Origin of the sequence: Azospirillum palustre (assembly GCF_002573965.1) — a bacterium.
In the GTDB taxonomy this organism is placed as follows: Bacteria; Pseudomonadota; Alphaproteobacteria; order Azospirillales; family Azospirillaceae; genus Azospirillum; species Azospirillum palustre.
Genome location: NZ_PDKW01000039.1, coordinates 73,241 through 98,606 on the forward strand (window position 1 = coordinate 73,241; position 25,366 = coordinate 98,606).

Here is a 25,366-nt window from a genome sequence, read left to right on the forward strand (position 1 = left end):
TTATTTATAGCCTGGCACGCTGTCACCATTTAGTTTTCTGGCTTCAATAATAGCATCGTACTCATCTTTAAAGACCTCATCAAATATCTCTCTATCAGGTCCAACGACTGCAAGGCGTGAAAGGTCGGTGTCTGTTGGGACAGACCAGACCCTGCATTGGATCGGAATATCATCGTTGTAGATACGATTGGCGACGCTTGTATTCACTGGGACCCAAACATTGGGAGAAAAATTCTCACCTGACGCCTCAGCGGTCTCCTTTGCTTTCTTGAACTCTGCATCGATCGCATCGGCATCGGCTTCGGCGCGCTTTGGGTCTGCATTCGCACGCGTCACGTAACCGGAAACCTGACAACGTGCAAAGTGCCAGGTCACTCCTTCGACTTTGAATTTTCCATAACGGTGCTGCATATCCGGCTCCTGTAATACGGAAAGGGATGATGCCAACAGTGTTCTGGCAACTCAACTCAAATCCATATTCCCCGAGTGGGCTCCTCAGTTATGCTCCCTTTGAGTACGCCACCTTCGGTGACCAGAACCTCATGCTCAGCATGAAATATCCTTTTCTCGTCGAATTCAGCCAAGGTCTCGGAAATGTCTTGTTGCATGGACAGGAAGGCTGCTTCCTTTTTAGTCCAAAAATCTAGCTGTTCATCCTGCGGCCCTACGGAGGTGCAGCAGATAGGGCGCTGAGCCTGCCCAGACCCATGGTGGACGAATTCCTGTCCGACGTATCTCTTCTAAGGACGCGGGCCACCGGTGCAACCCGTTGGCTCCGGCGACCATGATGGCGTCCACGGCCTCGACCCCGGCGGCGACCATCGACGCCACACGGTGGCGCCCGTTCCATCCAGTGACCACCATCCCGATCATCAGCGTCGCCTTCAGGAGATCCGAGGGCGTGCAGTCGGTAAGTTCCGGGGGTATCCATGGCAAACTCGCGCCACTGGTGATGGCGTAGAGGTCGCTGAGCGCGGATACCACGGCATCAGGTATAATCCGTGGCAGCAGGGCTGTGATCGACGCGCCGCAAGGGCACTCCGTCAACGACGGATGTTCCCAGCCGAAGCGCCGACCGCACACCGGGCATGACGTTTCCAACCGGCAATGGTGGCGAAGGCAGGCTGTGGCGGGCGCGAAGTCCCATTCCATGCGGTGAAAACCCGTCTCCTTCAGACACACGGGGCAGACCCGCCGTGGTCGAAGAGCGATCAGGTCGCGGTCGATGGCGCTGCCCAGGTATCGGTGCCGCCCACCGTCGACTGGCCGATAGGCCATCGCGTCCAGGCGGTCGGATGGAATGCCGGTCAGGAAAGCGAGAGGGGTAAGGTCGTCGTTCGAGACCGCCGACCCCGGAAGTCGAAGGCCTGCCATGGCAGCATTCTCCAATGCCGATCCCAGCCGAGCCCGCTCCGCTGAGCGCACGATAACTCCAGACAGGCTTTCGCCTTCGTGAGGACGGATGCGTAAGCGGAGCGGGCGCATTGGGGACTCCTACGGGCGGAAGACCTCGTCACCACGCATCCCAGGATGGCGGATGATCAGGCCGTCCGGAGGTAGTGCATCCAGCTTCAGCGGTTTGGGAGCCGGGCCGAGGAACGGGTTGGCGCCGCCCTTTTCCAGTGCCGCCATCTCGTAAGCCTCAGCAAGGTGCCGCATCAGAATGCGCGGGGCGTCTTGCAGAACCGCCAGGACCCCCGCATTTTCGATGAGCTTAGCGACTTCGCCGATGAGGCCACGGGAGGCGACATGGATGCGCACCGCCATGTCGTCATCGGCCAGTCCGGAGCGCTCGAAAGGCAACTCGCCATCGAGGCCCTCAAGCAAAGTGAGGAACGTGGCCCGCCGGTTCGCATCGTACCATTGGAACGGCTGGAGTTCGAAGTTCCCCAGCATTCGCCCGCGCAGTTCCTCATGGCACTCGAAAATACGCTTGGCAGACGAGGTGCCGGAGACCACCAGACAGAACGTCGCCTCGTTCACGAGGTCCTTGAGCAGCGTCGCGCCATCCATCACTGCACGGTTGTTCTTCTGGTCGATCATCTGATGGATCTCGTCGATGAACATAAGCTGCACCCCAAGATCGCGGGCGTAGTTCAGCACGACGTCCATGGTGTCGAACAGGCGCCCGCTTCGACCATAACGGCTGGTGCGGATGGCGTTCGGGCGCGGGTGCCCAAGATCCCGGGCAACCTGTTCCATCAGGTTCTTGGGGGTGCACGGATAGGGTGCCTTGATGTAAACCACCTCCTGGCGGTCTCCGTCTTCCCCGCGAACAGGCGGGTGGTCTTCGACATAGTCCGTGATAAGGCGGGTTTTTCCGGACCGTGCGGGACCATGCAGCAGCATGCATCCCGCTTCGCCAGGAGAGTTGTCGCGACCGCGCAGGCGGTCGAAATGTTGCCGGATGTCCTCGAGTTCCGGGTAGCGGGCGTACCAGGCTCGGATGGCCTCGACGGCGCGCATGCGGGGGCTCTTGATGTCTTCGGTGGTCATGGGGCGGGCCTCAGATGGGTTGGGGATTGTTCTTGCGCAGGATCTTCGTCGCCCAGGCCTGTGCTGGTGGAGCCGACGGCGGCATGGGGTCAGCGACCTCCTGTGCACTCACGGCAGGCATTTCGTTCACAGGCTCGGGAGTAGCGTTGCCATCGGCCGGATCCTTGGGGGTGAAGTCTCCGGGTTGCATGCCGATGTTCTTGAAGCGGGCTACTTTCTTCGTGTGGAACCGGTTCTTCTGGCGGAGAAGCTGGTCAGCCTGGATGCGCAGGTCGTTCAACGCCTTCATGATGATGTCGTGGTTGACTGCCCCCGAGGCTCGTGAGTTGGCCAAGCTCACCGCACGCTCCCATTGGAACAGCGTAATACCCGTCGGGAAGTTCGGGTCCGCAGGTCCGACGGCAAACGGCTGGCCGGACTTCGGATGGATGACCTCGATGGTGTGAACATCATCCGGATTGATGCGGATCTTTACGGTGTCTTGCGCCTTAAAATCGGGAAGCGTCCGAATGGCTTGAAGCTCCTGGCTGTTCCAGCGCAGACGCCCCCGCTTGATGCCTTCACGAGTGATGGTGACGTTATCGCTCGGGCGCAGGGCATTGAGAGACTTCATAGATGGCGGGCGACGCGGTTCTCGTCGGGCTTCGGCCTCCTTCCACCGGCGCAACGGGATGTCGACGATGCCCTCGTGAACGCTGCGATGGTAAACGTCGAGTACCCAGCGGTGGAAGCGAGCGACGAAGACATTGAAGGGCATCTGCGCTGCTCCTGCCGTCTCCGCGACCATGCCATCCCGCACACCGGGATGAGCGGTACCGGTGACTGTGTGGCCGACATTCTCGTTGGCGGTTCGGAAGAAGCGCTCGATTTTGCCTTTGAACTCCGGGCAACCGACCGGGGCGTAGGTCATCGTGAAGCCCAGCTGTTGGGAGGCTTCAATGAGGCTCTCGCTGTGGAACTCGGCACCATGGTCGCAGATGACCTGATCGGGCACGCCCCAGCACGGGTACTCGGATTGCACCTCAGGGTAACGTTGCTTCACGTACTCCTTCGGAGTCATCATGTGCCGTAGTGCCATCATCACCGAGGTGATCGACGGTGGGGTGAAGCCGATGTAGAAGCCGACGATGCACCGGCTGTAGCGGTCGATGACCGCCGTGATCCATGGCCGCCCCAGGACCGAACCCGTTTCGTCATCCAACACCTTGAGGTCGACCTGCGTGTGGTCGATTTCCACGAACTCGAGTAGGTCTTTGGCCTCAGGACCGACCATGACCGCTTTGAAGTGATGGTCGGCGAAGGCCTTGCCGAAGCGCTTCAAGGCTTTCGTGTACCGGTCGATGTCCTTGATGGCCCGCTGGATGGTTCGCAGCGCCGGACAGGCCAACTGCTGTTCGGGACCGTGTTCAGCGTTCCAGCGTTTGACCTCCTCGAACAGCGCCGCTCGGACATGCTTCGCCTTGTTCTTGGAAGTCGTGAGGTAGACCTCGTTGATTGCACACGTCAGCTTTTCCTGGATGAACGGGTGCATCTGGCGCTGTCTGGGACCACGCTTGTGATATTTAGGAACCAGGATGCGGACGTCGCGAGTGCCTGCCTTTTCCCATTGGCCCAGATGTCGGCACAAGGAGTTCCAGGCGGGCGGATGCGTATCGCCGATCTCCGCGGCGAGTTCATTGATGAATTTTGTAAGCGGCTTTTTGGATTTGCTGCGGACGCAGCGGTCATGGAAGCCGCGCACGTAGGGCAAGATACGCTGGGCCGCCTTGCGCATGGTCTCCGGCACAGATCCGAAGTCAACGTTCAGCAACGCTTTGGTCTCGGGATCCAATGCCTTGGCCGGATCCTCCGCCAGTTCGATGGTGCCTTCGACGAAGCCCTGCTCGTATTCGGCAATGGATTTGGTGATGATTTCGCCGGTCTCGGGATGTTCGAACTGGTAGGCCCGGGCACCGTCAGCTTGGCGGGTGACCACCCGGCGAAGCTGGAAGATGTTCCCGTCGATGGCGACGAATTGGTCTTTGCGCAAACGCTGGGCGGTCATGAGCGTACTCCATCGCCAACGATTCGGATAATTCGGGTGGATGAGCCGAGCGGAATGCCGAGGTCGGCCTCGATGAACCCTCGGGCGACCAGGCCGAGCACCGCTATCCAGGCTTCGTTGGTTCCGCCCAGCGCTTGATGCACAGCGCCGAGCGTTGGCAAGGGGCCACGCGCCACCGCAGCGGCCAAAGCGAAGTTCATCGTGCTCGGCAAGGGGATGTCGCGGTGCCGGAACAGGGTCTTCGCGTTGTTGAGCCGAGAGGACCCCTTCAAGTCGGCATCCGTGATGACCTGGAACCGCATCCCGCGTTCGGCGTAGAGTTCTTTCAGGACGGCGATGCCGTGGACGTTATCGGGGTTGGTGGCCTCGGCTTCGAGCAGCAAGCTGAGGGCAAGGCGGCCGGACCGCTCCTCGACCACGATGTCCGGCCGGTGAGTACGCGCCGCGCCGTCGGATTCGAAGACCATCTGCGTCGTTTCGGTGGTGTACGACACCACGACCGGGTCCGCGTCCAGCAGGTAAAATAGTTCGATGTACCAGTACCGTCGGGCGCCGATCAGGCCAGCCTTCATGCTCGGAAAGAGCAGGACGGGTTTGCGTTCTTTGGTGGGCGCTTTCTTCGGCTTCTGAGGGCTGCGCAAGAGTTTTCGGCAGCGCGTGGCCTGAAGTTTGAAAATGCCAAGCTCAGGGGTGGCACCGAAAGGTGCAAGGGGGCTGAATTTGCGCATAGGACGCCAATCCACTGTGAACGTGGCAAGCCGTCGTCAGAAGCCGACGGCAGGTTCAAAGCAGGGGATTAGGCCGATATGATGCCGAAAAAGGCGCGCGAGCCAGCCACCGGGCTGACTAGAGAGCAATGATATGCGGGTGCGCGATTCGACATGATCGCTTTATACCCTCGGCTGTCGACCCTTGTCAACATGGGTTTTGTCCTTGCTATCAAGTTCGACCTGCACGCGATCGGTTCAGACCGTCACGGAGGCAGGGAACCTTCTTTCTGCTCAGCACAACCAAGTCAGGATTTCGTCCAGGGAGCGCTTCACCCGCAACAAGCGGCCGCCGGGCATTTGGAGCAGGCATTCGTCGCCGAAGTCGTCGGCCTCGCTGATACCCAGCACTGTGGAGGCCCGTAGGGCGTGGCGGCGACCCTCTATGTCCGTCAGAATCAGGTAGCCTGCGACACGTTCACCCTCGACCGCTTCCATGAGATGCCCTCCTGTCAACTTGTTGAGCGGGCGATCAGAGGTCCGGGAGGTTGCTGATGGGCAGAACCTGCCCGATGCGGGCCAGGATCTCCACCGGGGTTCCGTTGGCGTTGGTGCGGAGGATGTGCGCTCCCCGATACCGAGGTCGGGCCATCATGCGCTCAATGCGGCTCCAAGCGTCGGTTTCATTGCGGCAGATGACCGGCTCGTCGCGCATCAGTTCCGAGGCATCTGCGGTGCACCGGTACATCTGTAAGATGATGGCTCCATGATAGGACATTTATCCCTCCTGTCATCCATGGGCGGGATAATGTTCCTCAAGTGTTCGGGTGTCAATCCTGAATCTGTAACGCTGGAAGCCATTCGGCTGGACACTCCTGTTGGGTAACAGTCAGCATAAATTTGCACCATCCGAAATGATTATGGTCTGAATGTGATAGGATCCCCGCAGTTATGTTGACAAAGAAATCTCGTGGCTCTCAGCTGTGATTTTCAATGTTCTGAAATCCTTGTGAATGACTTCGGTGAGACGGTTGGTAAGCGCGGAATTAGAAATATTTTGGTCAGCAATTTCGCTGGTTTATGAGCGGGTTTGGAGAGCGCCCACCGGCTGAAACCCCGGGTCAAAGAGGAATAAATGCGTCTCCAGTTTCTTGCGGGTGGCGCGCGGCTCCAACTCGGAGCACTGAGCGAGGTTTAGATTCGAGCCTGTGCCGTGATGTCAGAGATAGCATCCGGCAGTCATCGAGACCAGCCGACCCGCTACGTTGAAGACCAGTCCCTGGCTGACGGCTGGCTTCCCACCACATCGATCCAAGAGCGTTCCGGCGAACCCACATGTGAGGATGGTGGCGAGGAAGGCGCTGCCGACACTCAGCCCCTGCCCAGAGTTTGCCGAGGTCGAGGTCTCCGGCCACGAACAGTCGAATCATGGGCAGAGAGATGCCGACGCAGAGGTAGGGGATATAGAGGATAAAGGACGACATCGAGGATGAGAAGGCGCGGCAGGTCAATCTCTGCGGCCAAAGATTGTGTTGAGTTGCTTGTTGGATGTGCCGGATGCGAGTCCCTCGAACGATCCAGCCTTCATCGCCTCCGACATGCGCATGACCGCCCCCCAGGCTGCTCGCGCCAGCCCACCCCCGACGCTGATCCGCCGCACACCGAGATCGCCAATCTCCGTCTGGGTGACATCCGGACGCATCACCAAAAGGTTGACTGGCTTCGGTGCCACGGCGCGAACCATGCTCGCGATGTCGGCTTTCTCGATCACGCCGGGCGCGTAGAGGCAATCGGCGCCTGCATCGGCGAAGGCCACCAGCTTGTCGATTGCCTCGGATACCCGCGTGGATCGCTCAGCAGGATTTCGGTGCGCGCCACCAGGGTGACATCCTCGCCGGTCTGATCGATGGCGGCGCGTGCGGTTTGGATGCGTTCGACAGAAGTGGCGGTATCGTAGAAGTTAGGTCCGCCATCGGCGCGGATGTCCTCGATCGACCGGCCCGCGACGCTGACATTGACTGCACGCCGAACGTTTGCAGCCAATTCCTCAACATCATGGGCGAAGCCGGATTCGAAATCGGCGTTCACCGGGAGATCCGTGGCAAGAACGAGGATCCCAAGATGCTCCAGGACATCGCCGAGTTCGATGCCGTTTTAGGGGCGGCCCTGCGACCAGGAATAGTCTGAACTCGTCGACGCCAGGGCGCTGAAGCCCATGTGCTGCATCATCCTGGCACTGCCGACATCCCAGGGGTTGGGCAGGATAAAGCAGCCCTCCTCATGAAGCGCACGGAAGGCCTCAAGCTTTTCTGCGATGGTGCGAGCCATGGTTCATCTCCTAAAAGAGGGCTGTTAGATCCGGATTTCCGAGGGCTGTCCTGGAATCCATCTGGAGGAAAACCATGACGAAGAGCCTTCGGCTTGTCACCCACGGTGGCTCGTTTCACTGCGATGAGGTGCTGGGATACGCCATCCTGCGCCGGGCCCTGCCGCCCGAGGCCTTGGCCATCTCCATGCTGACGCGTACCCGCGACCAGAGCGTTATCGAGACCGCTGACATCGTCTGGGACGTTGGCGGCGTATTCGACCCCGCGCGGGGGCGTTTTGACCACCATCAGCGCGGTGCCCCGGTGCGTCTCGACGGGGCGCCCTACTCCTCGGCGGGCCTGCTGTGGGCTGCATACGGCCGTGACGCGGTGCGCGCCATCCTGGCGGGACGCGGCGGCGAGGACGTTGTTGAGCGGGTCTGGACGGAGATGGACGAGCAGGTAGTCCGTCTCGTCGACCTCGCTGACAACGGCCAGCGCCCTGTCCCCGACTTCGGCGACGAGGGCCTTGACCGGGCGGCCCGGGTCGCTGACGGGATGGCTCTGCCGTCCCTGATCGAGGTCCTGAACCTGCCCTGGGACGCGGCTCAAGTCGACCGGGCTCAGGCTGAGGACGAACGATTCGTCCAGGCCGCTGAAATCGCGGGTGCCTTCCTCGACGGTCGCGTCGAGCAGATCCGCGCCCGCATCGCCGCCCGCGACATTGTGCTGGAGGCGCATGCCCGCTCGGCCGACCCGCACGTGCTGGAGCTCGACCGCGGCATGCCCTGGCAGGGACCGGCGCATGACGCAGACCTGCCGGTGCTGTTCGCCGTTTACCCGGACAAGGGCGGTGTCGCCTGGATGGTCGGTTGCATGCCGCCGGAGCCGGGCAGCTTCGCCCAGAAGCTGCCGCTGCCCGATGTATGGGCGGGTTTGCGCGACGCCGAACTCGCCCGCGTGTCCGGCGTGCCGGACGCCGTGTTCTGCCACCTGAACCGCTTCATTGCGGCCGCCCGCTCTCGCGAGGGCGCGCTGGCGATGGCCCGCATCGCCCTCGGCCTTACCCGTGAACCGGCGGGTTTGGGCGCCAAGTAACGCCGCGAACCGCTTCGGGCGCACCTTTAGATCACGAGTCGTCACCCGCTGGGAGGACGTGGAGCCCCCCGTCGTCTTGGGGCAGCAGGTGTGAGGCATAGCTAAGGATGTTCGGCTGCGGTACGGCAAACTGTTTGCCGGTGAGCAGGTTCAGCCTCAGCTTGACCCGCCGCCCGAATGTTGGGTTGATCGTCCTAATCTCCCGTAGCTCTTTGTATCTCTCGTAATCTTTCAGCCAACTGGCTTCCGCAACGATCTGCTTGGCCGCTTCAGCCGTGATGTCGGTGCGCGGTGTTGCCGCGTAGATCCTGACGGCGGCATCTACGAAGCGGCGGACCAGCCCTTCACGCAGGCGATGAACCTCGACCTCGTGCGGTGGGAGCAGCCCCGCAGCGATCATCGCTTCGACGGCGAGATACTCAAGGTGTTCGGCCGGATCCCTCCCTTCGGTCGAAGCAAGTCGCCTAAATCCAGCGGCCTTGCCAGCCGACAGGCGCATCGAGAAAACCTCTGTCTGTTCCTTCGCTCCGTTCATTTCATCCTCCATTACCTGTCCTTGTATCTGTTTACATATGCAAAAAGGCGACGTCAAGTGTTGTAAACAGATACAATGGGTACTGGGGCGTCTTCCTGCTGGCGTGCGTGAGGCCTTCCCAAACCTCGTAAGCGTCTTACGGGGATTAGGCGTGGCTTGTTGATGCCGTGTCCGGCCACGAAAGCTGCCCCGGCAACCTCCAGAAGAGGCTCGCCATATGTTCTACGTCAGTTCCGTCGCTGCTCTCATGAGAGCGGTGGGCGCAAATCGGACAATTCCATTACATCGCCACCACTACCTGCAACGCTTCGTCAGCGCAGGCGCTGCTACCCCGGAATGACCGTTGGTAAGAACGAATTTCGCAATTTTCGCGCGCTCCTGGCTCTGCTCGGGCAGGAGAGTAAGACGGATGGCATCAGATTAAGGTTGAATATCTATCGGGTGTCTTGGATATTTTTAGCGTTGATCCCGTGATGGTATTTCTCGCGAGGGAAGAGAATGGCTAAAGGCAAGCGTGGGCTGAAGCCTCTCGACGAACGCTTCGAATTTATCGGGGAAACCATCGCAGCTGGGGATCGTCGCGCGTTGAAGCCAGCGCTCTACATGGTGCATGACAAAGCGAATGGTGTCGACCGCTGCCTGAAGTTGTGGCGGAAGACCGGGACCGCCGCCGATTTGGACATCAAGGCTCTCTGGCTGCACGAGATGCGGCAGGTGTCGCGTATTCGAGGTTACGCCGGTGCCAGGGAGGTCGTGGTCGACATCCTTGAGTATCTTGAGGATGACAACGATTTCGCAGTTGTCCTCGAATTGTTCGGCTCGCCGCTCTCGGTCAGGCGCAAGCAGGCCAACCGCCAGCACTGGCTGAAGAACCTGATGACGACGAGGGCCAGAACGCTGTTCTGGAAGAACTTCGAGCGCTTGGTTACGGCTCTCGGCATCATTCATGCTCAGGGCCTTGTCCACGGGAGGATCTCGGCCGAAACAGTCTGGACAGATGGCGGCGAAACGCCCGACTTTCGGCTTGGCGGCTTCGAATGGAGCCTTTGGCTGCATTCCGAGGCCGTGGGTGACGGCCACGCACGGGTCGGCGGCCAGCAGTCACATCTCTACTCCTTCGCTGAGGACTGGAAGGCGCTGGGCAAGCTAGCGGCCGACATCCTCGGGGCCACCCTGAACGCGAATGGGGAGGTTACGGCTGGCCCGCAGAACGACGCCATGATGCTGGGCATGCGGGAGCGGATGCTCCTGAAGCGTCTCGTGGCGCCGGGCGCCCGCGACTCTGTAGACGCGCGGTCCGCGACACACACGGTTCGGGAGATCATCAAGGACGTCGCGATGTCGGTGAGCACGAGATCGGGCAGGTTCATCATCCTGTTTCTCGAGCGATCCCGCTTGGCTTCGGCCATCTACGACGCGACCGGCGGTGATGTGGCCGAAGACGAGCGCCAGCAGCAGATGGCGTGGGTGCGTGCCGACATCGCCGGTGGTGCAACGCTGTTCGTTGAGAGGCCGTTCACCCCGGGGACCAGCTTCATGAGGCTGGTGACGTCGGAGATGGTCTATCGGCTGAAAGCCTTCGTTGATAACGGGACGCCGGTCTGGGACATCGCCACGTGCGTCGAGATGTCGCCTGTGGCAGAGGCCAAGACGACGTACGACTGGGACGAGCATGACATCGTGAATCCCATTGAGGTGACCACCTTTGCGAGGCAGGCGACCGAACTCCGAGAGCGTCTCGGCCCCGCGGTCTTGGACTGGAGCCACTTTGCCATCGCTGAGGAGTCGCCGACCTTTGACGGAAATGCTGCGCTCAGGAGTGCCCTGTTCCTGATCCAGATGGTCGAGGCCGTGGTCAAGGCGCTCGAGGTCTATCCGGTACAGGTTGTTCACAGCAGGACTGAGAAGGGTCAGCGCTTCGTGTGGCTGCAAGCCAAGACGGACGATGATGCGCGCCGCTTCGCTAAGCGCCTTGGAATGCCTGACACCGCTGCCGCGCTGATGCGGCTATTCGATGACGACGACCGGGATGGCGACACGAAATGGAGGCTGAGCACGTCGATGAGCCTCGGCAGCAGCAGGCAGGGGGACATCGACGCGAGCTTCGTCACCGTGGTGGATTACAAAGGGTCTAAAGCCTACGAATTTGAGATCGACGACGACTTGCCAGAAGGTCGCTCGCTCTTCCTCAGGGCCGAGCGGGACGCCGGGACTGAGAACGTCATCCGGAGGCGACTGCGCCACATCGCCGCCCTCGACACCCGGACGGACCTCGTCGGAATGCTGGTCGACCCATGGCGCAGTCGGCGCGTCAATGCGGATGCGCTCGACGAGGAGGACCAGCACTTCCTTGACCTGGATGAATCGAAACGAAAGGCGCTGAAGGGTATCTGGACGACAACCCCGGGCTTCTGGGTCGTCGGCCCCCCGGGCGTCGGCAAGACAACCCTGGTGACGGAGGTGGTGCGGAGACGCTTCTCTACGGACCCGTTCTCCAGGCTCCTCCTCACCGCCCAGGGCCACGACGCCCTCAACCACCTCCAAGCCAAGACGAAGGAGGCGCTGGCGGAAAACGGGATGAACGAGGTCATCATCGTGCGCTCGTTGACGCCTGATCGGCAGGAGACCAGCGATGATGAGGTCAACCGAATATCCGGCGAGTATCTTGACCGTGTCGTCTCCAGCCAGTTGTTCAGCGATGCCCCCTTGGAAACCCGCCAGCGCCTCCAGTCGCTCCGGAACGCGGCCGGGAAGAACTGGCGAGACGGCCAGATGGACCAAGCGTCAAGGACCGGCCTGCGTGCCGTGTCGAACTTGGTGATCGATGCGGCGAACATCGTGATCTCGACGGCGAACTCCCCGGATGTCGAACGCTTGGTCGAGGAGCGTGAGCAGTTCGATTGGGTCATCGTCGAGGAGGCGGCCAAGGCGACGGGACCAGAACTCGTCGGCCCGCTGATGCTATCTGGGCGCCGTCTTCTGATCGGCGACCACAACCAGCTGCCCCCGTTCGACTCCGAACGCATGATCCGGGTGCTCGAGAATCACGGGCTCGCCAAGGATGTGGTCAAGGAGGCCCCCAAGTTCGTCGGCGGGCTCCTCATGGATGTTGAGTTGGACGAACTGAATGGGTTCGCCGACGATGATGTCAAGCTGAAGGACATCTGCCTCACCGCCGTCCGGATGCTGGAACCCTTCCGGGCCTTCGTGAACGACGACGCGAGGCGCGCGGCCGGGAATCAGGCGCACCGCCCGATCTCGGCGACCCTGCTCGAACAGAGGCGCATGGATCCGGCGATCGCAGAGGTGGTCTCCCACGCCTTCTACGAGGACAAGCTGGCGACCCACGAGTCCCGGCAGGCAGCGGCAAGCCGTCCGCCGCCGTTCACTTGGTCCGCTCCCGAACTGAGTCCCCCCGTGCTGGTCATCGACTTCGACCACGTAAGCAGGACAGGCAACAGAGTGTCGGCGGAAAAGGACCGTCCCCGCTGGAACAATCCAGGGGAGGTGGCGGCGGTCATGGAATTCCTCAAGCGCGTGCGGGCGACATCGACGGGTGGGAAGCGTCCCACCCTCGCGATCCTGTCCCCGTACAAGGCGCAGGTGGAGGCGCTGAAGGCAATGATGGCCGAGCACAGGCGCGGCGCCTTGGCGCACCTCGAGGAATTCGCGCCGGTCCGGGACGATAGTGGGTTCGTGGGCACGGTGGACTCGTTCCAAGGCAGCGAGGCGGACTTGGTGATCGTTTCGATGGTCCGCAACAGCCCGCGCGCTGGAGCGCGGGCACTGGGCTTCCTGCGTGACCGCCGCCGGATGAACGTCCTGCTCAGCCGGGCCAAGTGGCAGATGGTCTTGGTGGGAAGCCTTGACTTCCTCCAGGCCGCGGTCCTCGGGGTTGCGCCGGACGTCAGGGACAAGGGCGTGGCGGTCAACGCGCAGGGGAATGACTTGTCCTTCCTCATGCGGATGAAATCCAAGATCGACGCACTTCAGGGGAGCGAGGGGCGATGTGGTCAGCCCGCGGCGCGCAAGGTCGCCCCGGTCGAACTGGAGGCGATTCCATGACGATGCTGGTGGCCATCCCTATCATCCGGGTGAATTGCAAGGTGTGGCTCGACAAGGGGCGGCCGTGGAGCGTCTTCGACGAGCTTTTCATGTGGTCACTATCGCGGCGTCCGAGGTCGCTCCAAGAACTGGCTCAGGACGCCGGGCTGCCGCGACAGGTGGTCGTCGCGTCGATCGCCCGCCTCATGCGTTTCCGGCTGGTCGAGGTCACGCTTGCCGACGGTGGCGCGGCCTTCAAGACGAGCGACCTCGGGTTCCGGCTGATGTCGAGCGGGAATCAGCTTCCCTACTATCCCAAGCGCATGTCACGTCGGGTTTCGTTCGTCGTCGAGCAGGCGACCGGGCAGCTATTCGCGCGCCGGGACATCCGCCCTCCCTTCAACCAGAGCCGCATTCAGCAGGAGCGCGACCAGGGGGTCGACGTCCGCGTTATTGACGTCCAGGGCGACGCGCCACCGATGTCGCATCACGCCAATTTCGAGCGTCTGTCCGAAATGACCGCCCGCAACTGGGATGAGCAGATCGTCAACGTCGAGGACAAATCGACGGCGATCTGGAGGAACGAGTTTATGGTCGTCCGGGTGCATGGGGATGCCTTCCGCGACCTGCCGGACGAGGCATCCGACGGTCTCAGGCGGATCATCCTCGCCGCGGCCCGGGACGACAGGGGGAAGGCCCAGTTCAAGGTCCAGTACCAAGGGCCGGTGGAGGAGCGGCAGCAGGTGTTGATGCTCCCCTGCCAAGTCGGGGAGGACGATCTGGTGGTGGGCGGGAGGATCCACCGCAGCCTTCTCGTCAAGGTCATCGAAGAGGCTTCCAGCAGGGTCGTCATTCTTTCGACCTTTCTCAACACTGAGAAGTTTGCCGATCTCGCAGACCACTTCAGGGCGGCCTGCCAGCGGGGAGTGAGGTTCGACATTCTCTGGGGCGCCGAGTACGACGATGCGACTGAGGAAAGAAATAAGAGCGCGGCAGTCCAGATCGCGGAACTGGTCCGCGGCGATCCCGCGATGAGCAACATGGTAAAGGTCCACCTGCGCTCGACGGGATCGCACGCCAAGATCCTGCTGGCTGATCGGCAGGACGGCTTTTGGACGGCCGTGGTCGGCTCGTGCAACTGGCTCTCGGCGCCATTTGACGCCGTCGAGGTTTCAGTCGTCTTGCGTGACCACGCTGTCGTAGCAGCTGTCGCGACCACCTTCCAGAAGCTCGTCGGCTACCGTGGCATCATCGACACCAGCGGCCTCGCGACCGAGTTGGCCATCACCGCTCGGGATCTCCTTAGGCTGCCAAGGGCGCCGGTGGAGAATGGTGGAGAGGTGGGCATCGTCGTCGGCGAGGCGCATGATGCACTCATCAGGGAGGCAAGTGGGCAGGCGAGGCGGCGGTTCATGATCGGGAGCCACAAGCTCGGCTCCGTTGCACGGCCAGGGGCGCTCATGCAAGGCGGCGTTGCCGCCAAGCAGAAGAACCTGCGCGCGACCATCCTGTTCACGAAGCCGACCGGCCCCATCAAGAGACGCCACGCCCGCGACCTCATGGAGGAGGCCGCCAAGGAAGGGGTTCTCCTCGTCCATCTCCAGAAAATTCCTCTGCACGGGAAATTCATCGCCTGGGATGACGACCATGTTGTCGTCACCAGCATGAACTGGGCTTCCGCGTCCACGGATGTCAATTTCCCGTGGTCGGAGGTCGGCATCGTCATTCATCAGCCCGGGATTGCGAGCAGGTTAATTAGGACGATGGAAGCGATCTTCGAGGAGATCCTGACACGGACCGCAGCATTTTCAGGTGCACGCTCCTCGTCCCCCGACAACCCGGATCGCCATCATCCCCCTGAGTGACGTTTTGTCACCCAAGGCAGCATGGCATGCTAGTTGCCGAAGCTGAGTCGCTTGGCACCATTCGTGCGGTCGTCCCATCAGACCTGCCGCCGGGTTAAAGAGGACGGTTTGTGAGTCGCCGCGATCCCCACGCGGTGGATGCGTAATCGGCGGACATCAACCGAGCGTTTAGGATCCGACATAGCTCTGTTTGCCCTCACGAACGGCAATCTTGCCTTCCTCAAGCGCTTCCTGCAACCAGACCTTTCGGGCGTGGGCTCTGAGCGACGTTGCGCTCCGCGGAAAACAACCCAGTGCGTGTCGGTCATCCTCGACCATGGCCACTGTTGGCGTGCGGATTGACCAGCGCACCAGCAGTCAGGGAACGGAGACTAACCACCGCCAGTGGTAGATGGATCTGGATGCACGAAACTCCGCCTACCATACTGAAGCTCAACGCTGATCGGCAGGTCAGTGCGGAAGCAGCGGGTCCAAAACGTGGCATTTTCTGCCTGTTGGGCCAGATTCTAAGTCTACAACAACAAGGGAGAGGTATCCCCACGGTTTACGATTGTTGGTAGTTTTGCTATTTGTGCATCTTGGCAAAACCGACAGAGGTATGGGGCGAGATGGCGGGGCTTACCAAAACACAAAAAGACCTGCGCAACGTCCTGCTCTACACGCAGGAACTCGTCAGCCTCAACGAAAAGGTCATCTACGATCTGGTGGCCGAGCAGCACCCCCACTTCCACGAGGGGACACTAGCCGGTCTCGAGGGCATCGACTTCAGCGTCGACGCCGAGATCTGGATGCGCCTCAAGCGTCTGCGGGAGACACAGCCACCGGCGCCTGACCTTATGTTCGACGGCTGGGTCAAGGCACCGCCGCATCCGTCTCCGGACAAGGCACCGACGCTGCTTGATCACCGCATGCTCCGGCTCAGCATCGAAGAGATCTCGGACCTCGCCGAAGCCGGGTTGCTGGATCCCGATGACGTCATGAAGCCCCGGGAAACGGACGAGGAGTTCCCGGCCATCATGGACGCCATCCTGCGAACGCACAACATGCCGGAGTTCCGCCAGGCCTGGCAGGAGTACGTCGGCGGCGCATGGGCGAAGTGGGCCGAGGTGGAGAAGCCGCGCCGTCGCAGCATCGACGTCTACAACAAGCTATACCAAGTGCAGCAGCGCGTCATTGCCGCGGGCGATGACAATGCCATCGAACTCGTTTGGGGCATCGGCATCGCGCGCTGGCAGCGCGAGAACGGCCGCATCAACGCGCCAGTCCTGGAGCAACTGGTCGAACTCGAACTTTTCGAGGACGGTACGCTGACCGTTGGCCCGCGACAGGTTCCACCGTCTTTGTCCCTGAAGCCGTTCCACGCTCTGGAGGTCGAGGGTTCGAAGGGGCTCCAGCGGGATGCCGGTAGCCAGTTGGAGCGCATCGTCGAGGATCCCGACGTCACCTTCTCGCCGTTCGAGCGGAAGTCCTTTGAGCCGCTGCTCAAATCCTGCGCCGCGCGTCTGTCCGCATCTGGCGCCTACGTGCCGGACGAGGCAGGGCGCGACCCCAACGACCGTTCCCTGCTTGCCATCGACGGCACCCTGCGGATCAGCGACACCTGGGTCCTCTACGTCCGCCAGCGGGCGGAGAATTTTCGCCAGGACGACATCCAGAAGCTGATCCAGCGCGTAGAGGATGCCGAGGCCGATGAGGATCTGCCCTCGGCCGCCCTGCAATTCGTCAGGCCGCCGAGCGATGAACGGCTCTATGACGACGGTGGGCTCGACCTGAACGATGCGTCATGGAACCTGCCCGAAACTGTCGGAAGATCTCCCGCGAGAGGCCCCAGCGGTTCTGGCAGCGGAAGTTCGGGCAGCACGTCGACGCAAGAGTCCGACGCCTTCTTCCCGCTGCCGTACAACGATGATCAGCGCGAAATCCTGCGCCGCCTACAAGAGGCGGATGGTGTGGTGGTGCAGGGGCCGCCCGGCACCGGCAAAACGCACACGATCGCGAACGTCATCTGCCACTTTCTGGCCACCGGCAAGCGCGTACTGATCACTGCCAAGACCGCCGAGGCGTTGACCGCACTCCAAGACAAGTTGCCGCCCGGAGTCCGCGAACTTGCTATTTCGGTCATCCACAGCGACCGCGAAGGCGCCCGCCACCTGGAACAGGCCGTCCAGGTCCTGGCGAACGAGGCGAAGCAGATCAATCCGAAGCAGGTCAGCCAGGAGATCATCGACAACCAGCGCCTGCTCGCCAACATCCGAGACCGCATCAAGGTCATCGACAGCGAACTGTTGTCCTACGCCCGCCGGAACCTCGAGAATGTCGAGAGCGCCGGTGAAGGCGTGCTTCCCATGGCCTTGGCCAAGCGGGTCATGCAGGGCCGCTCCCTGCATGGTTGGTTCGAGGACCGGTTGGATCTCGACGCCCGCTTCAATCCACGCTTCTCGGATGCCGACATTGCCGAGGCACGCGACATACGTCGCGGGCTCGGGGGCGATCTGGCCTACGCTGTGGATGACCTGCCGGACCTGGATGCCCTGCCCGATGTGGCGCGCGTGCTCGCCGCGCATAGGGAGCTTGCACGGGCGCGGGAACTCGAGGAGCAATCGCGCAGCGGCGACGTGCCTTACATGGCCGCGGCCGCCCTGGAGCAGGCCCGCTCGGTCCAGGACTGGCTCACCGATTACCAGGTCTTCTTCGAGGAGGTTCGGGCCGAGACCTGGATGGTGAGCACCTACCAGATCCTGCTCGGGGTCCGGCGCTCGGACGAGGCGACCGTGGCTGCGCTGCGGCGTGCCTTGGACCAGTGGGCCAGGCTCTATGCCGACGGCCGCGATTTCGCCCTCAAGGGTGTCGATCCGGGCGACGTGCCGTCTGACGACCAAGCCTTTGATGCGGCCGTGGCCGTCCAAGCCCGCGGCGAGAAGCCGTTCGGCGTGTTCTCGTTCGGCAAGGGCCCCCTCAAGGAACGCCTCGCTCGGGTGCTGGTTGGCGGCAGCGCTCCCGTCAACCCGGGACAGTGGGAGGAGGTGAAGGCCTGCCGAACTTGGCAGCGCGACGCGCAGGCCTTCCTGCGCAACTGGTCGGCCATCTGCGGCAGCCTTGGTCTGCCGCCGGTGCCGACCGACTGGCCGAGTGGGCGGGGCGAACTCCTACGCCTGGGGCGGCTGATCGCGTCGCTTCTACGCTTCGCTTCCGAGGCTAAGGCCTGCGTCGATGCTCTCCAGACCCTATTCCCCTACGGGCTTGATGCGTGCGCTGCCGTCTATGAGGGCAATGTGTCCCGCGCACTCGACGCCCTGGCGACGAACCTGGAGAAGGCGGAACTCGTCGACGCCCAGGCTGTCCGACAGGAAATCGAGGCCTTGGCCGCAGGGCGGGGCCTTCCGTTCCACGTTGGGCTGATGGAGTTCGCTGGCGCCCTCGGCGATGCCTCGGTCGCTCCGAACGATCTCGCCCACGGATGGCGGCAAGTCTGCGCGGAAGCGGAACGCCTGTCGGCTTTGCGCCCGCATCGTATGCGGCTCGACGAAATTGCCGACGCGGTTTGCCGGTCGGGCGCGCCCCGGTGGGCCAAAATGTTGGCGACGGACCCAGTGCTCGACGGAATGGATGGCTGGACGCCACCAGATTGGCGAGCCAGTTGGGAGTGGGCGCGGGCGGACGGCTTCGTGCGCAGTATCGGCGACCGCGCCGCCATCCAGAAGCTGGCCAATGAACGCTCCGAACTCGAGACGCGGCAGCGCGTGATCTTGGCGGACGTTGTGAGGCTTCGCACGTTTCTGGGCCTCAAGCGGGCCTTGACGGGGCGCATCGAGGCGGCCCTTGCCAAGTTCGCCGCGGCCATCGCCAAGCTGGGTGCCGGAACCGGTAAGGCGGCCGGACGCCACCGGCGCGTCATCCGCGACGCCACGCTCGACGCCGCGGATGCGGTGCCGTGTTGGATCCTGCCGGAGTGGCGCATCGCCGAGCAACTGCCCGCCACCCTCAATGCTTTCGACCTGGTGATCGTCGACGAGGCAAGCCAATCCGACATAACCGCCTTGCCCGCCGTTCTGCGGGGCAGAAAATTGCTGATCGTAGGTGACGACAAACAGGTCAGTCCGAACCACGTCGGCCTGGACGAGCGCACCATTGTCCAACTGCGCACCACCTATTTGAGCGGCCTGCCCTTCGCCGACCAGATGGATCCGGCAACGTCGCTCTATGAACTCGGCAGCATGATCTTCCCCGGGAAGGCGGTGCTGCTCCGTGAGCACTTCCGCTGCGTCGAGCCAATCATCCGCTTCTCGACCCGCTTCTACCAGAACCTGCTGGTGCCGATGCGCCTGCCTAAGGCTACCGAGCGCCTCGACCCGCCACTTATTGACATCCTGGTGCGTGATGGTGAAAAGACCGGAGATGTGAACAAGCGCGAGGTCGAGGTCATCGTCGAAGAAGTGCGGCGTCTGTCCGAAGATCCAGCCTTTGAGAAGCGCACCATCGGGATCATCTCGCTCATCGGCGACAAGCAGGCGAAGTTGATCTACGACCGGCTGATGCGCGAACTCGGTGCGGACGTCATCGACCGACATCGCATCATGTGCGGCAGCGCCGCGACCTTCCAAGGCCAAGAACGCGACATCGTTTTCTTGTCCATGGTGGCCTGCCCAAAGACGGCGGTGGCGCAGCGGTCGCGCATGTTCGAGCAGCGCTTCAACGTGGCTTTGTCGCGGGCCCGCGACCGGCTGGTGTTGGTCCGCTCGGTCACTTCGTCCGACCTCAAGCCTGGGGATCTCAAGCTCCAGGTCATCGAGCACTTCCGCAATCCTATGGGCGAAGGCAAGGTCATCGCTCGCAAGGACGTGCTCGACGTCTGCGACTCCGGCTTCGAGAAAGAGTTCGGCGCGCGCCTGCTTGACCTTGGCTACCGCATCCGCCCCCAAGTTCCGGTCGGCGGCTACCGCATCGACTTCGTGGTCGAGGGCGCAGACGACCGTCGTCTGGCGATTGAGCTCGATGGCGACGCCTACCATGGTCCTGATCGCTGGGCGGACGACTTCCGTCGCCAGAAGTCACTCGAGCGGCTGGGCTGGACCTTCTGGCGCTGCTGGGGGTCGGAATGGACAGTTGATCCTGAGGGCAGCTTGGCGGACCTGCGACGCACGCTGGATGGCATGGGCATCGAGCCACTCGGGGCCGAACCGCCACAAGGTGCCTGGACCGAGTTCCGTGAGGTCAGTGCGGAGGTCGAGCCGCCACCTGCTGTTGAACTCGCACCTGAGTCGATCCCGGTGTTGGCTGAAGATGATGGAGAGGTTGCCGTGCTCGTCCGCCCCGCGGCGCAGGCCGAGAGTGATGCGGTGCCCATGCCGGAGTCGGAGAACATCGACGCGGTAGCAACAGCCTCAATCACCGTGGAGCCTGGAGATCTCGTGGTCGTACGCTACGACGACACGCCCAATCGCGCTGTCCGGGTCCGGATCAGCGAGACGGAACACAAGCCTGACGTCGGCATCATCCATGTCGGCGAGCCGCTGGCCATGGCGCTGCTCGGCAGCGCATTGGAGGACGAAATCGAGGTCGACCTGGGTGGTGGGAAGACACGATCCTTGGTAATTGAGAGGATCGAGCGTGCGCCTGCGGTGGCGGCCTGAGGAGGACACTCATGGGGTTACGCTTCCGCAAATCCGTTCGGCTGTTTCCCGGGGTAAAGCTGAACTTCTCTGGGGCGCGCATCAGCACGACGCTGGGGGTGCCGGGAGCGTCTCTGAACGTCGGCTTGGACGGCCGGGCTCACATGACGCTGGGCATTCCAGGCACCGGCATTTCATACCGAGCCAGCTTGACGCCACCGCCACCACGGCATGTCCCTGCGGTGCCGACAGCCGTTTCGCCTCTCGGTGGCCGGTCATTCGTCCCCGGACCAACCTCTCATCCGGTCGGGGTACTTCCCGGCGAGATCCGGAGCGCGGCCGTCAGCGCGCTGACCAGCCCGGGACTGACCAACCTGAAAAGGCTTGTGAACGAGGCCGCTGATCGCCGCCGCGCTTTGCAAAGTGAAATTGCCGGTCACAAGCGGGTTCTCTTTGCTTGGCGTGTGTTCACGGGATTTTCAAGATTGTTTGTCGTTCGGCTTCTCACAAACCCTTGGATTGCACTCCTCGAGGAACGAACAGCAACCCGGTGCCTTGAACTCGAGACCGCCAAGCAAGCATTGGAGTTTGCAACGATCCAACTGGACTTCGACTTCGACGCGCAGACTCTGGAATTGTACGACGAAGTCCGCAGAACCTACGCGCGGCTGCGCACAAGTTCCCGCATATGGGACGTTACCAATGAGGTGGCGACCAACCGCTACGTCGAGAGGACGACGGCATACAAATCCGTGACGAGGAGACCGGTTCGCTTCGACGTGTCGCGCAGTGACCTCGTAAAGGCCCGTTGGGAAGCGCTGAACTTTGGAAACGCGAACGGCGAGGACCTTCGGCTCTACCCAGGCTTTGTGCTCGTTCAGGAGAAATGCGGCGAATTTGCCCTTGTCGACATCGCCGACCTGGACATCTGGGCGAACGAGACCCGCTTCATCGAGGAGGAGACAGTGCCAGGCGACGCCGCGGTGGTCGGTCACGCCTGGAAGAAAGCCAACAAGGACGGTTCACGCGATAAGCGCTTCAATAACAATCGCCAGATTCCGATCGCCCGTTACGGCGAACTGACGGTCCGAAGCAACACCGGCCTCAATGAAGCCTACATGGTCAGCAGCGCGGATGCGGTGCTCTCCTTCGGGCGCGCGTTCTCGCGTTACCAGCAGGCGCTTGCTGCCGAGGCCAAAAGCAGTCGATCGATCACGCCCGCGGCCGACGCGGTCGACACGGCGTCGCTTGAAACGGCGATCGAGGTCGAGGCCGATGGAGAGGCTCAGCCCCGGCGGCGTCCTCTCCTGGTCCTTGACGGGGTTTTCGTGCTGTTCGCGGTAACACTGGCGACCGCATGGCTGACGGTTCCCGAGTTTCGGACAGCGGCAAATGACCTGGTCGCGTCGGCCAATCACGCAACGGGCAACCTTCCGGCATCGCAAACGCGAGGGCCTGACCTGCCATCGGCATCACCCGCCATAAGTTCTTCGGCTCCACCCCTGTCTCCTTCACCACTTCCGACCGTGGTTCTCGCAGGTACTGAGGCGCCCACTTCCGACAAGACGCCCGTGCGGGATGTGGTTTTGGTGCGTGCCCAGGGGGCCAACGTTCGAAAGGACGGCGGCGCCAACGCTCCCGTTATCAAGACCGCGCGCAAGGGCGAGCGGTTTACGGTTTTCGGCCGCGGGGGTGACTGGGTTCAGATCGGTGACAAGGAGCCAACCGGATGGATCCATCACAGCCTGATCGAGCCGGTGAAAGAATGATGAAAGCCATGGTGCAGGGACCCATCACCAGGAAACCCGGCGGCCGAGTCGACAAGACCACCAAGATCCATTGTCGCCTGCTGGCTTTGCCCGGACGCTCGAGGCGGCGTGTTCAGTTTGAAGAAGCCGTGGGGGGTGAGACTTGCTTCCCGTCGCGGCACTGACATCACACCGAGGTTTACAAGCTGAGGGGCAGGAGCACTCGGGCATGGCACCTAGCCCGCGGCCGAAGTGTGAGCCATAGAAACGACATGTTACTATTCCCCGTTATCCGCGTAGTAACGCAGCCAAATCGGGCTGGTTTCCATGGCGTCCGACCAGGAGGGATCAACGTTAGGATGGACTTCAGCGCTCCCGGCGGCGAGGTAGAGCAGGTCTTCGGTAAGTTCGGACCGCCAGGGACGATAGATCATCGTTCCTGCCGACCGTACCGGAGTGCCGTAACCCAAAGCGGTCATCGCGGAAAATCGGCGCTCGGTCATCGGGAAGTCGCCTTGAATACGCCTGCATGCTGGACATACCGCGGCCCAGTAACTCGAATCCGTGGTTTTGCTGTGCCGCTTCTCCACTGGACCGACTCTTCCGTTAAGCGCACGTAGGGACGCTACGTGGTTAGCCAAGGCCATTGTGGTCGGATCAGGAAGTTCCGCGAGCCTCCAGAAGTGGTAGTAGGACCAAGTATCGGCCCCCCATTCCTCCTTTCTCCATGTATCTGCGACCGTGGGAGGGAGGACGATGCCGGTCACTCCGAACATCGGCGCTTTGCAGCGCCAGCAGGACATGCGCAGAAATTCTATGCCTAGGGTAGCTGGGCCAGGAGTGGTCTGCATCTTTGCGACAACTGACGGAAATGGATAGGGTTGCACTGTTGATCGCAGTTTCGATGCCAAGCTGCAAGAGGTGAGTTTGAGCACCTTTAGGTTTTGTGTTTCATTTACTAATCGACATGTAAGTTGACAGCGGTAGGGAAAGCGATCGACGAATCCTTGGTTAGCTCCCGATCTTCGGCTCACGTGACATCCATCCGCAAGCTGTCGTAGCTTCAGCCTGCCCTGGGAATGGAGAAAACATGCCTCGCGGACCACGTGCCCTTGCCCGATGGGCGGTCGCCTGCGCGCTTCCGGCGCTCGTTCTGTTCGCCCTTCCGGTTACGGCCGATGCCGCGCCAACGGCATGTCCGGCCCACTATGCCGGGGCCGTGGCGCCGGACCTGATCAATTCGAAGCTGGCGGCGAAGACGCGGGAGCTCTGCTACTCGGCGTTCGCCGTTCTGCATTCCGGGGTGACGCGCACCCCGCTCTATGCGGTCGAGCACCTGACCCGGGACAGCGTCGCAGCTGCCAAGGGCCTCGAGCGCCCAGAAGCCAGCGCCTTCCACGCGGAAACGGCCTTGCCGCCGGACGAACGCTCCGAGTTGGCCGACTTCAAACGCTCCGGCTATGATAGAGGGCACCTCGCGCCAAATGGCGATATGCCGACGCCGAAGGCCCAGCAGGAGAGCTTTACCCTGGCCAACATGATCCCCCAGGTTGGCGAGAGCAACCGCGGGATCTGGAGCGCCATCGAAGGGGCGACCCGGCATCTCGCGAACACCCGCGGCGAGATCTACGTCGTGACCGGTCCCGTCTTCCAGGGCACCAACCTCCAGCGCATCGGCGGCCGGGTCCTCGTGCCGACCCATGTGTTTAAGGCCATCTACGATCCGCGTCGCCGTGAGGCTGCCGCCTATCTCGTGCCCAACGCACCGGGGAACGATTACCAGCGCATCCCCATTGCACAGTTGGAAGAGGTCACCGGCATCGCAGTCTTCCCGGGCATCCCGGCCGCGGCCAAGTCGACGGTGCTGGCTCTTCCGGAACCCCAGGCGCCGGGGCGGGGGCGGAAGAAGGATGAGCCTGGCTTCGCCGAAAACGATGTCCTGAAGTTCCTGAAGGAGTTGATGCGATGATCAAGCCTTATGCCGATGACGCCGGAGCCATGCAGATCGGTGAACTCCAGGTCGAGAACGGCACCGACCGCGTGGCGCTCTATGGGTCGATCGACCTCACGCGCGATAAGCAGGGACTGGAGCATGCCCGCAAGCTGCGTGACCTGCTGGCTGCTGTCGTGAAATCCCTGGAGAACGAGACCGACCTTCCCGATCAGATCCCTCCGCCAAAGCCGACGGATGCGGTCGAGAACCCGTTTCAGTAATCGGTGAGCCGGAGGATGCAAAGCCTATCGGCATGTTCGTAGAGTCGTCAGCACGCGCTATGAGGCCATTCCTTTCCTACCTGTCTAACGTTCAAATGCCGCGCAGGTTCTTCCATACCATTTGGAGTGTCGGGGCCGTAGCCGCGGACGGCGAGTGCTTGAAGTGCCCCTTCAAGCACTCGCCGGTAAATGATCCAGGTTACCTTCCCCCCCGCACCGGCACCGGGCATGGCGCTTCGGTACCGGACGAGAAGGTGATTACTGTACTGCTGCGACCGCTTCCATCTTTTGCAACTGATACGCCGTGTACAATTCATCTATGAGCTTTTGATGGTGATCTTTGATCCCCGACAACAAAGCCGATTGAATGCGCTTCGCCCCTTCAGTCGAAGGGCGTCCCGAGAATTTTAGCGAAATCAACCAAGCCAGAAGCAGGAGGCCAATCCCAAAGAAAAATGTCAGGACGATACCAAGGAACCAATCTCCCCCGCTGACATATTTAGGCATCTTCAAAGCATTTGCGACGCCTCCGAGATGCCAACACTTATTAACGGAAGCATCGAAGACAGAATAGGCGGTTTCGAATTTCTGCTGTGCATCGAGATCCTTCCCCGAGAGGAAAAGAGCTATGCGGGAAACTGGGTGATGACGGTCTGAAGAGGGCGGCGTATCGAGGCTGGTGACGAGCCTGCCCGAACCT

At 61.9% G+C, this 25,366-nt stretch carries 17 protein-coding genes and 1 pseudogene; 7 read left to right on the forward strand and 11 right to left on the reverse strand.

Annotation, left to right across the window (positions count from 1 at the left end; translation table 11 throughout):
* The 8 genes and pseudogenes from CRT60_RS35520 to CRT60_RS36865 form a co-directional block, all read right to left on the reverse strand.
* Nucleotides 1-411 carry a hypothetical protein gene (locus CRT60_RS35520; RefSeq protein WP_143273112.1) on the reverse strand — a complete coding sequence of 137 codons (411 nt, stop codon included), beginning with the start codon at nt 409-411 and terminating at the stop codon, nt 1-3.
* Nucleotides 412-651: 240 nt separating this feature from the next.
* Entirely contained in the window at nt 652-1,485 is an 834-nt protein-coding gene (locus CRT60_RS06560; RefSeq protein WP_098735642.1) for a TniQ family protein, read from the reverse strand.
* 9 nt (nt 1,486-1,494) lie between these two features.
* A complete protein-coding gene (locus CRT60_RS06565) occupies nt 1,495-2,496 on the reverse strand; it encodes a TniB family NTP-binding protein (RefSeq protein ID WP_098735643.1) in 1,002 nt (333 codons plus the stop codon).
* Between the two features lie 10 nt (nt 2,497-2,506).
* On the reverse strand, nt 2,507-4,540 hold the full coding sequence (locus CRT60_RS06570; RefSeq protein WP_098735644.1) for an integrase catalytic domain-containing protein: 2,034 nt from the start codon (nt 4,538-4,540) through the stop codon (nt 2,507-2,509).
* The gene (locus CRT60_RS06575; protein ID WP_143273113.1) at nt 4,537-5,268 is read right to left on the reverse strand and encodes a hypothetical protein; all 732 of its coding nucleotides are present in this window, start codon (nt 5,266-5,268) and stop codon (nt 4,537-4,539) included. Before CRT60_RS06575 ends, CRT60_RS06570 begins: the two co-directional genes overlap by 4 nt.
* A gap of 273 nt (nt 5,269-5,541) precedes the next feature.
* Complete coding sequence (locus CRT60_RS06580) at nt 5,542-5,745, reverse strand: hypothetical protein (RefSeq protein WP_098735646.1); 204 nt, start codon at nt 5,743-5,745, stop codon at nt 5,542-5,544.
* A gap of 34 nt (nt 5,746-5,779) precedes the next feature.
* Nucleotides 5,780-6,025: a hypothetical protein gene (locus CRT60_RS06585; RefSeq protein ID WP_098735647.1), complete on the reverse strand. Its 246-nt coding sequence runs from the start codon at nt 6,023-6,025 to the stop codon at nt 5,780-5,782.
* A 729-nt stretch (nt 6,026-6,754) separates the two neighbouring features.
* Nucleotides 6,755-7,575: pseudogene (locus tag CRT60_RS36865) on the reverse strand (isocitrate lyase/PEP mutase family protein).
* Between the two features lie 74 nt (nt 7,576-7,649).
* Here CRT60_RS36865 and CRT60_RS06595 point away from each other — a divergent pair.
* Nucleotides 7,650-8,651: an MYG1 family protein gene (locus CRT60_RS06595; RefSeq protein ID WP_098735648.1), complete on the forward strand. Its 1,002-nt coding sequence runs from the start codon at nt 7,650-7,652 to the stop codon at nt 8,649-8,651.
* Nucleotides 8,652-8,682: 31 nt separating this feature from the next.
* Here CRT60_RS06595 and CRT60_RS06600 read toward each other — a convergent pair whose 3' ends face one another.
* Nucleotides 8,683-9,198, reverse strand: coding sequence for a hypothetical protein (locus CRT60_RS06600; protein ID WP_098735649.1), 516 nt, complete (start codon nt 9,196-9,198; stop codon nt 8,683-8,685).
* A gap of 486 nt (nt 9,199-9,684) precedes the next feature.
* On the opposite strand from CRT60_RS06600, the gene CRT60_RS06605 reads away from it, so the two are divergent.
* The 4 genes from CRT60_RS06605 (at nt 9,685) to CRT60_RS06620 (ending at nt 22,473) form a co-directional block, all read left to right on the forward strand.
* On the forward strand, nt 9,685-13,251 hold the full coding sequence (locus CRT60_RS06605; protein ID WP_098735650.1) for a DEAD/DEAH box helicase: 3,567 nt from the start codon (nt 9,685-9,687) through the stop codon (nt 13,249-13,251).
* Entirely contained in the window at nt 13,248-15,095 is a 1,848-nt protein-coding gene (locus CRT60_RS06610; protein ID WP_098735651.1) for a phospholipase D-like domain-containing protein, read from the forward strand. Before CRT60_RS06605 ends, CRT60_RS06610 begins: the two co-directional genes overlap by 4 nt.
* 608 nt (nt 15,096-15,703) lie before the next feature.
* On the forward strand, nt 15,704-20,725 hold the full coding sequence (locus CRT60_RS06615) for an AAA domain-containing protein (protein ID WP_098735652.1): 5,022 nt from the start codon (nt 15,704-15,706) through the stop codon (nt 20,723-20,725).
* Between the two features lie 11 nt (nt 20,726-20,736).
* Entirely contained in the window at nt 20,737-22,473 is a 1,737-nt protein-coding gene (locus tag CRT60_RS06620; RefSeq protein WP_098735653.1) for a DUF4236 domain-containing protein, read from the forward strand.
* Between the two features lie 257 nt (nt 22,474-22,730).
* Here CRT60_RS06620 and CRT60_RS35525 read toward each other — a convergent pair whose 3' ends face one another.
* Nucleotides 22,731-22,955: a hypothetical protein gene (locus CRT60_RS35525; protein ID WP_143273115.1), complete on the reverse strand. Its 225-nt coding sequence runs from the start codon at nt 22,953-22,955 to the stop codon at nt 22,731-22,733.
* Between the two features lie 587 nt (nt 22,956-23,542).
* On the opposite strand from CRT60_RS35525, the gene CRT60_RS06625 reads away from it, so the two are divergent.
* Together CRT60_RS06625 and CRT60_RS06630 are read left to right on the forward strand one after the other, a co-directional pair.
* On the forward strand, nt 23,543-24,421 hold the full coding sequence (locus CRT60_RS06625) for a DNA/RNA non-specific endonuclease (RefSeq protein ID WP_098735654.1): 879 nt from the start codon (nt 23,543-23,545) through the stop codon (nt 24,419-24,421).
* Nucleotides 24,418-24,666, forward strand: coding sequence for a hypothetical protein (locus CRT60_RS06630; protein ID WP_098735655.1), 249 nt, complete (start codon nt 24,418-24,420; stop codon nt 24,664-24,666). Before CRT60_RS06625 ends, CRT60_RS06630 begins: the two co-directional genes overlap by 4 nt.
* A gap of 258 nt (nt 24,667-24,924) precedes the next feature.
* Here the strand turns inward: CRT60_RS06630 and CRT60_RS36120 are convergent.
* The coding region (locus CRT60_RS36120) for a hypothetical protein (RefSeq protein ID WP_161957990.1) at nt 24,925-25,366 on the reverse strand (442 nt) is incomplete at its 5' end.

What these genes read in the sequence shown, in the direction of transcription:
- CRT60_RS35520 (WP_143273112.1), bottom strand. Translation starts at nt 411, where the DNA reads ATGCAGCACCGTTATGGAAAATTCAAAGTCGAAGGAGTGACCTGGCAC.
- CRT60_RS06560 (WP_098735642.1), bottom strand. Translation starts at nt 1,485, where the DNA reads ATGCGCCCGCTCCGCTTACGCATCCGTCCTCACGAAGGCGAAAGCCTG.
- CRT60_RS06565 (WP_098735643.1), bottom strand. Translation starts at nt 2,496, where the DNA reads ATGACCACCGAAGACATCAAGAGCCCCCGCATGCGCGCCGTCGAGGCC.
- CRT60_RS06570 (WP_098735644.1), bottom strand. Translation starts at nt 4,540, where the DNA reads ATGACCGCCCAGCGTTTGCGCAAAGACCAATTCGTCGCCATCGACGGG.
- CRT60_RS06575 (WP_143273113.1), bottom strand. Translation starts at nt 5,268, where the DNA reads ATGCGCAAATTCAGCCCCCTTGCACCTTTCGGTGCCACCCCTGAGCTT.
- CRT60_RS06580 (WP_098735646.1), bottom strand. Translation starts at nt 5,745, where the DNA reads ATGGAAGCGGTCGAGGGTGAACGTGTCGCAGGCTACCTGATTCTGACG.
- CRT60_RS06585 (WP_098735647.1), bottom strand. Translation starts at nt 6,025, where the DNA reads ATGTCCTATCATGGAGCCATCATCTTACAGATGTACCGGTGCACCGCA.
- CRT60_RS06595 (WP_098735648.1), top strand. Translation starts at nt 7,650, where the DNA reads ATGACGAAGAGCCTTCGGCTTGTCACCCACGGTGGCTCGTTTCACTGC.
- CRT60_RS06600 (WP_098735649.1), bottom strand. Translation starts at nt 9,198, where the DNA reads ATGGAGGATGAAATGAACGGAGCGAAGGAACAGACAGAGGTTTTCTCG.
- CRT60_RS06605 (WP_098735650.1), top strand. Translation starts at nt 9,685, where the DNA reads ATGGCTAAAGGCAAGCGTGGGCTGAAGCCTCTCGACGAACGCTTCGAA.
- CRT60_RS06610 (WP_098735651.1), top strand. Translation starts at nt 13,248, where the DNA reads ATGACGATGCTGGTGGCCATCCCTATCATCCGGGTGAATTGCAAGGTG.
- CRT60_RS06615 (WP_098735652.1), top strand. Translation starts at nt 15,704, where the DNA reads ATGGCGGGGCTTACCAAAACACAAAAAGACCTGCGCAACGTCCTGCTC.
- CRT60_RS06620 (WP_098735653.1), top strand. Translation starts at nt 20,737, where the DNA reads ATGGGGTTACGCTTCCGCAAATCCGTTCGGCTGTTTCCCGGGGTAAAG.
- CRT60_RS35525 (WP_143273115.1), bottom strand. Translation starts at nt 22,955, where the DNA reads ATGACCGAGCGCCGATTTTCCGCGATGACCGCTTTGGGTTACGGCACT.
- CRT60_RS06625 (WP_098735654.1), top strand. Translation starts at nt 23,543, where the DNA reads ATGCCTCGCGGACCACGTGCCCTTGCCCGATGGGCGGTCGCCTGCGCG.
- CRT60_RS06630 (WP_098735655.1), top strand. Translation starts at nt 24,418, where the DNA reads ATGATCAAGCCTTATGCCGATGACGCCGGAGCCATGCAGATCGGTGAA.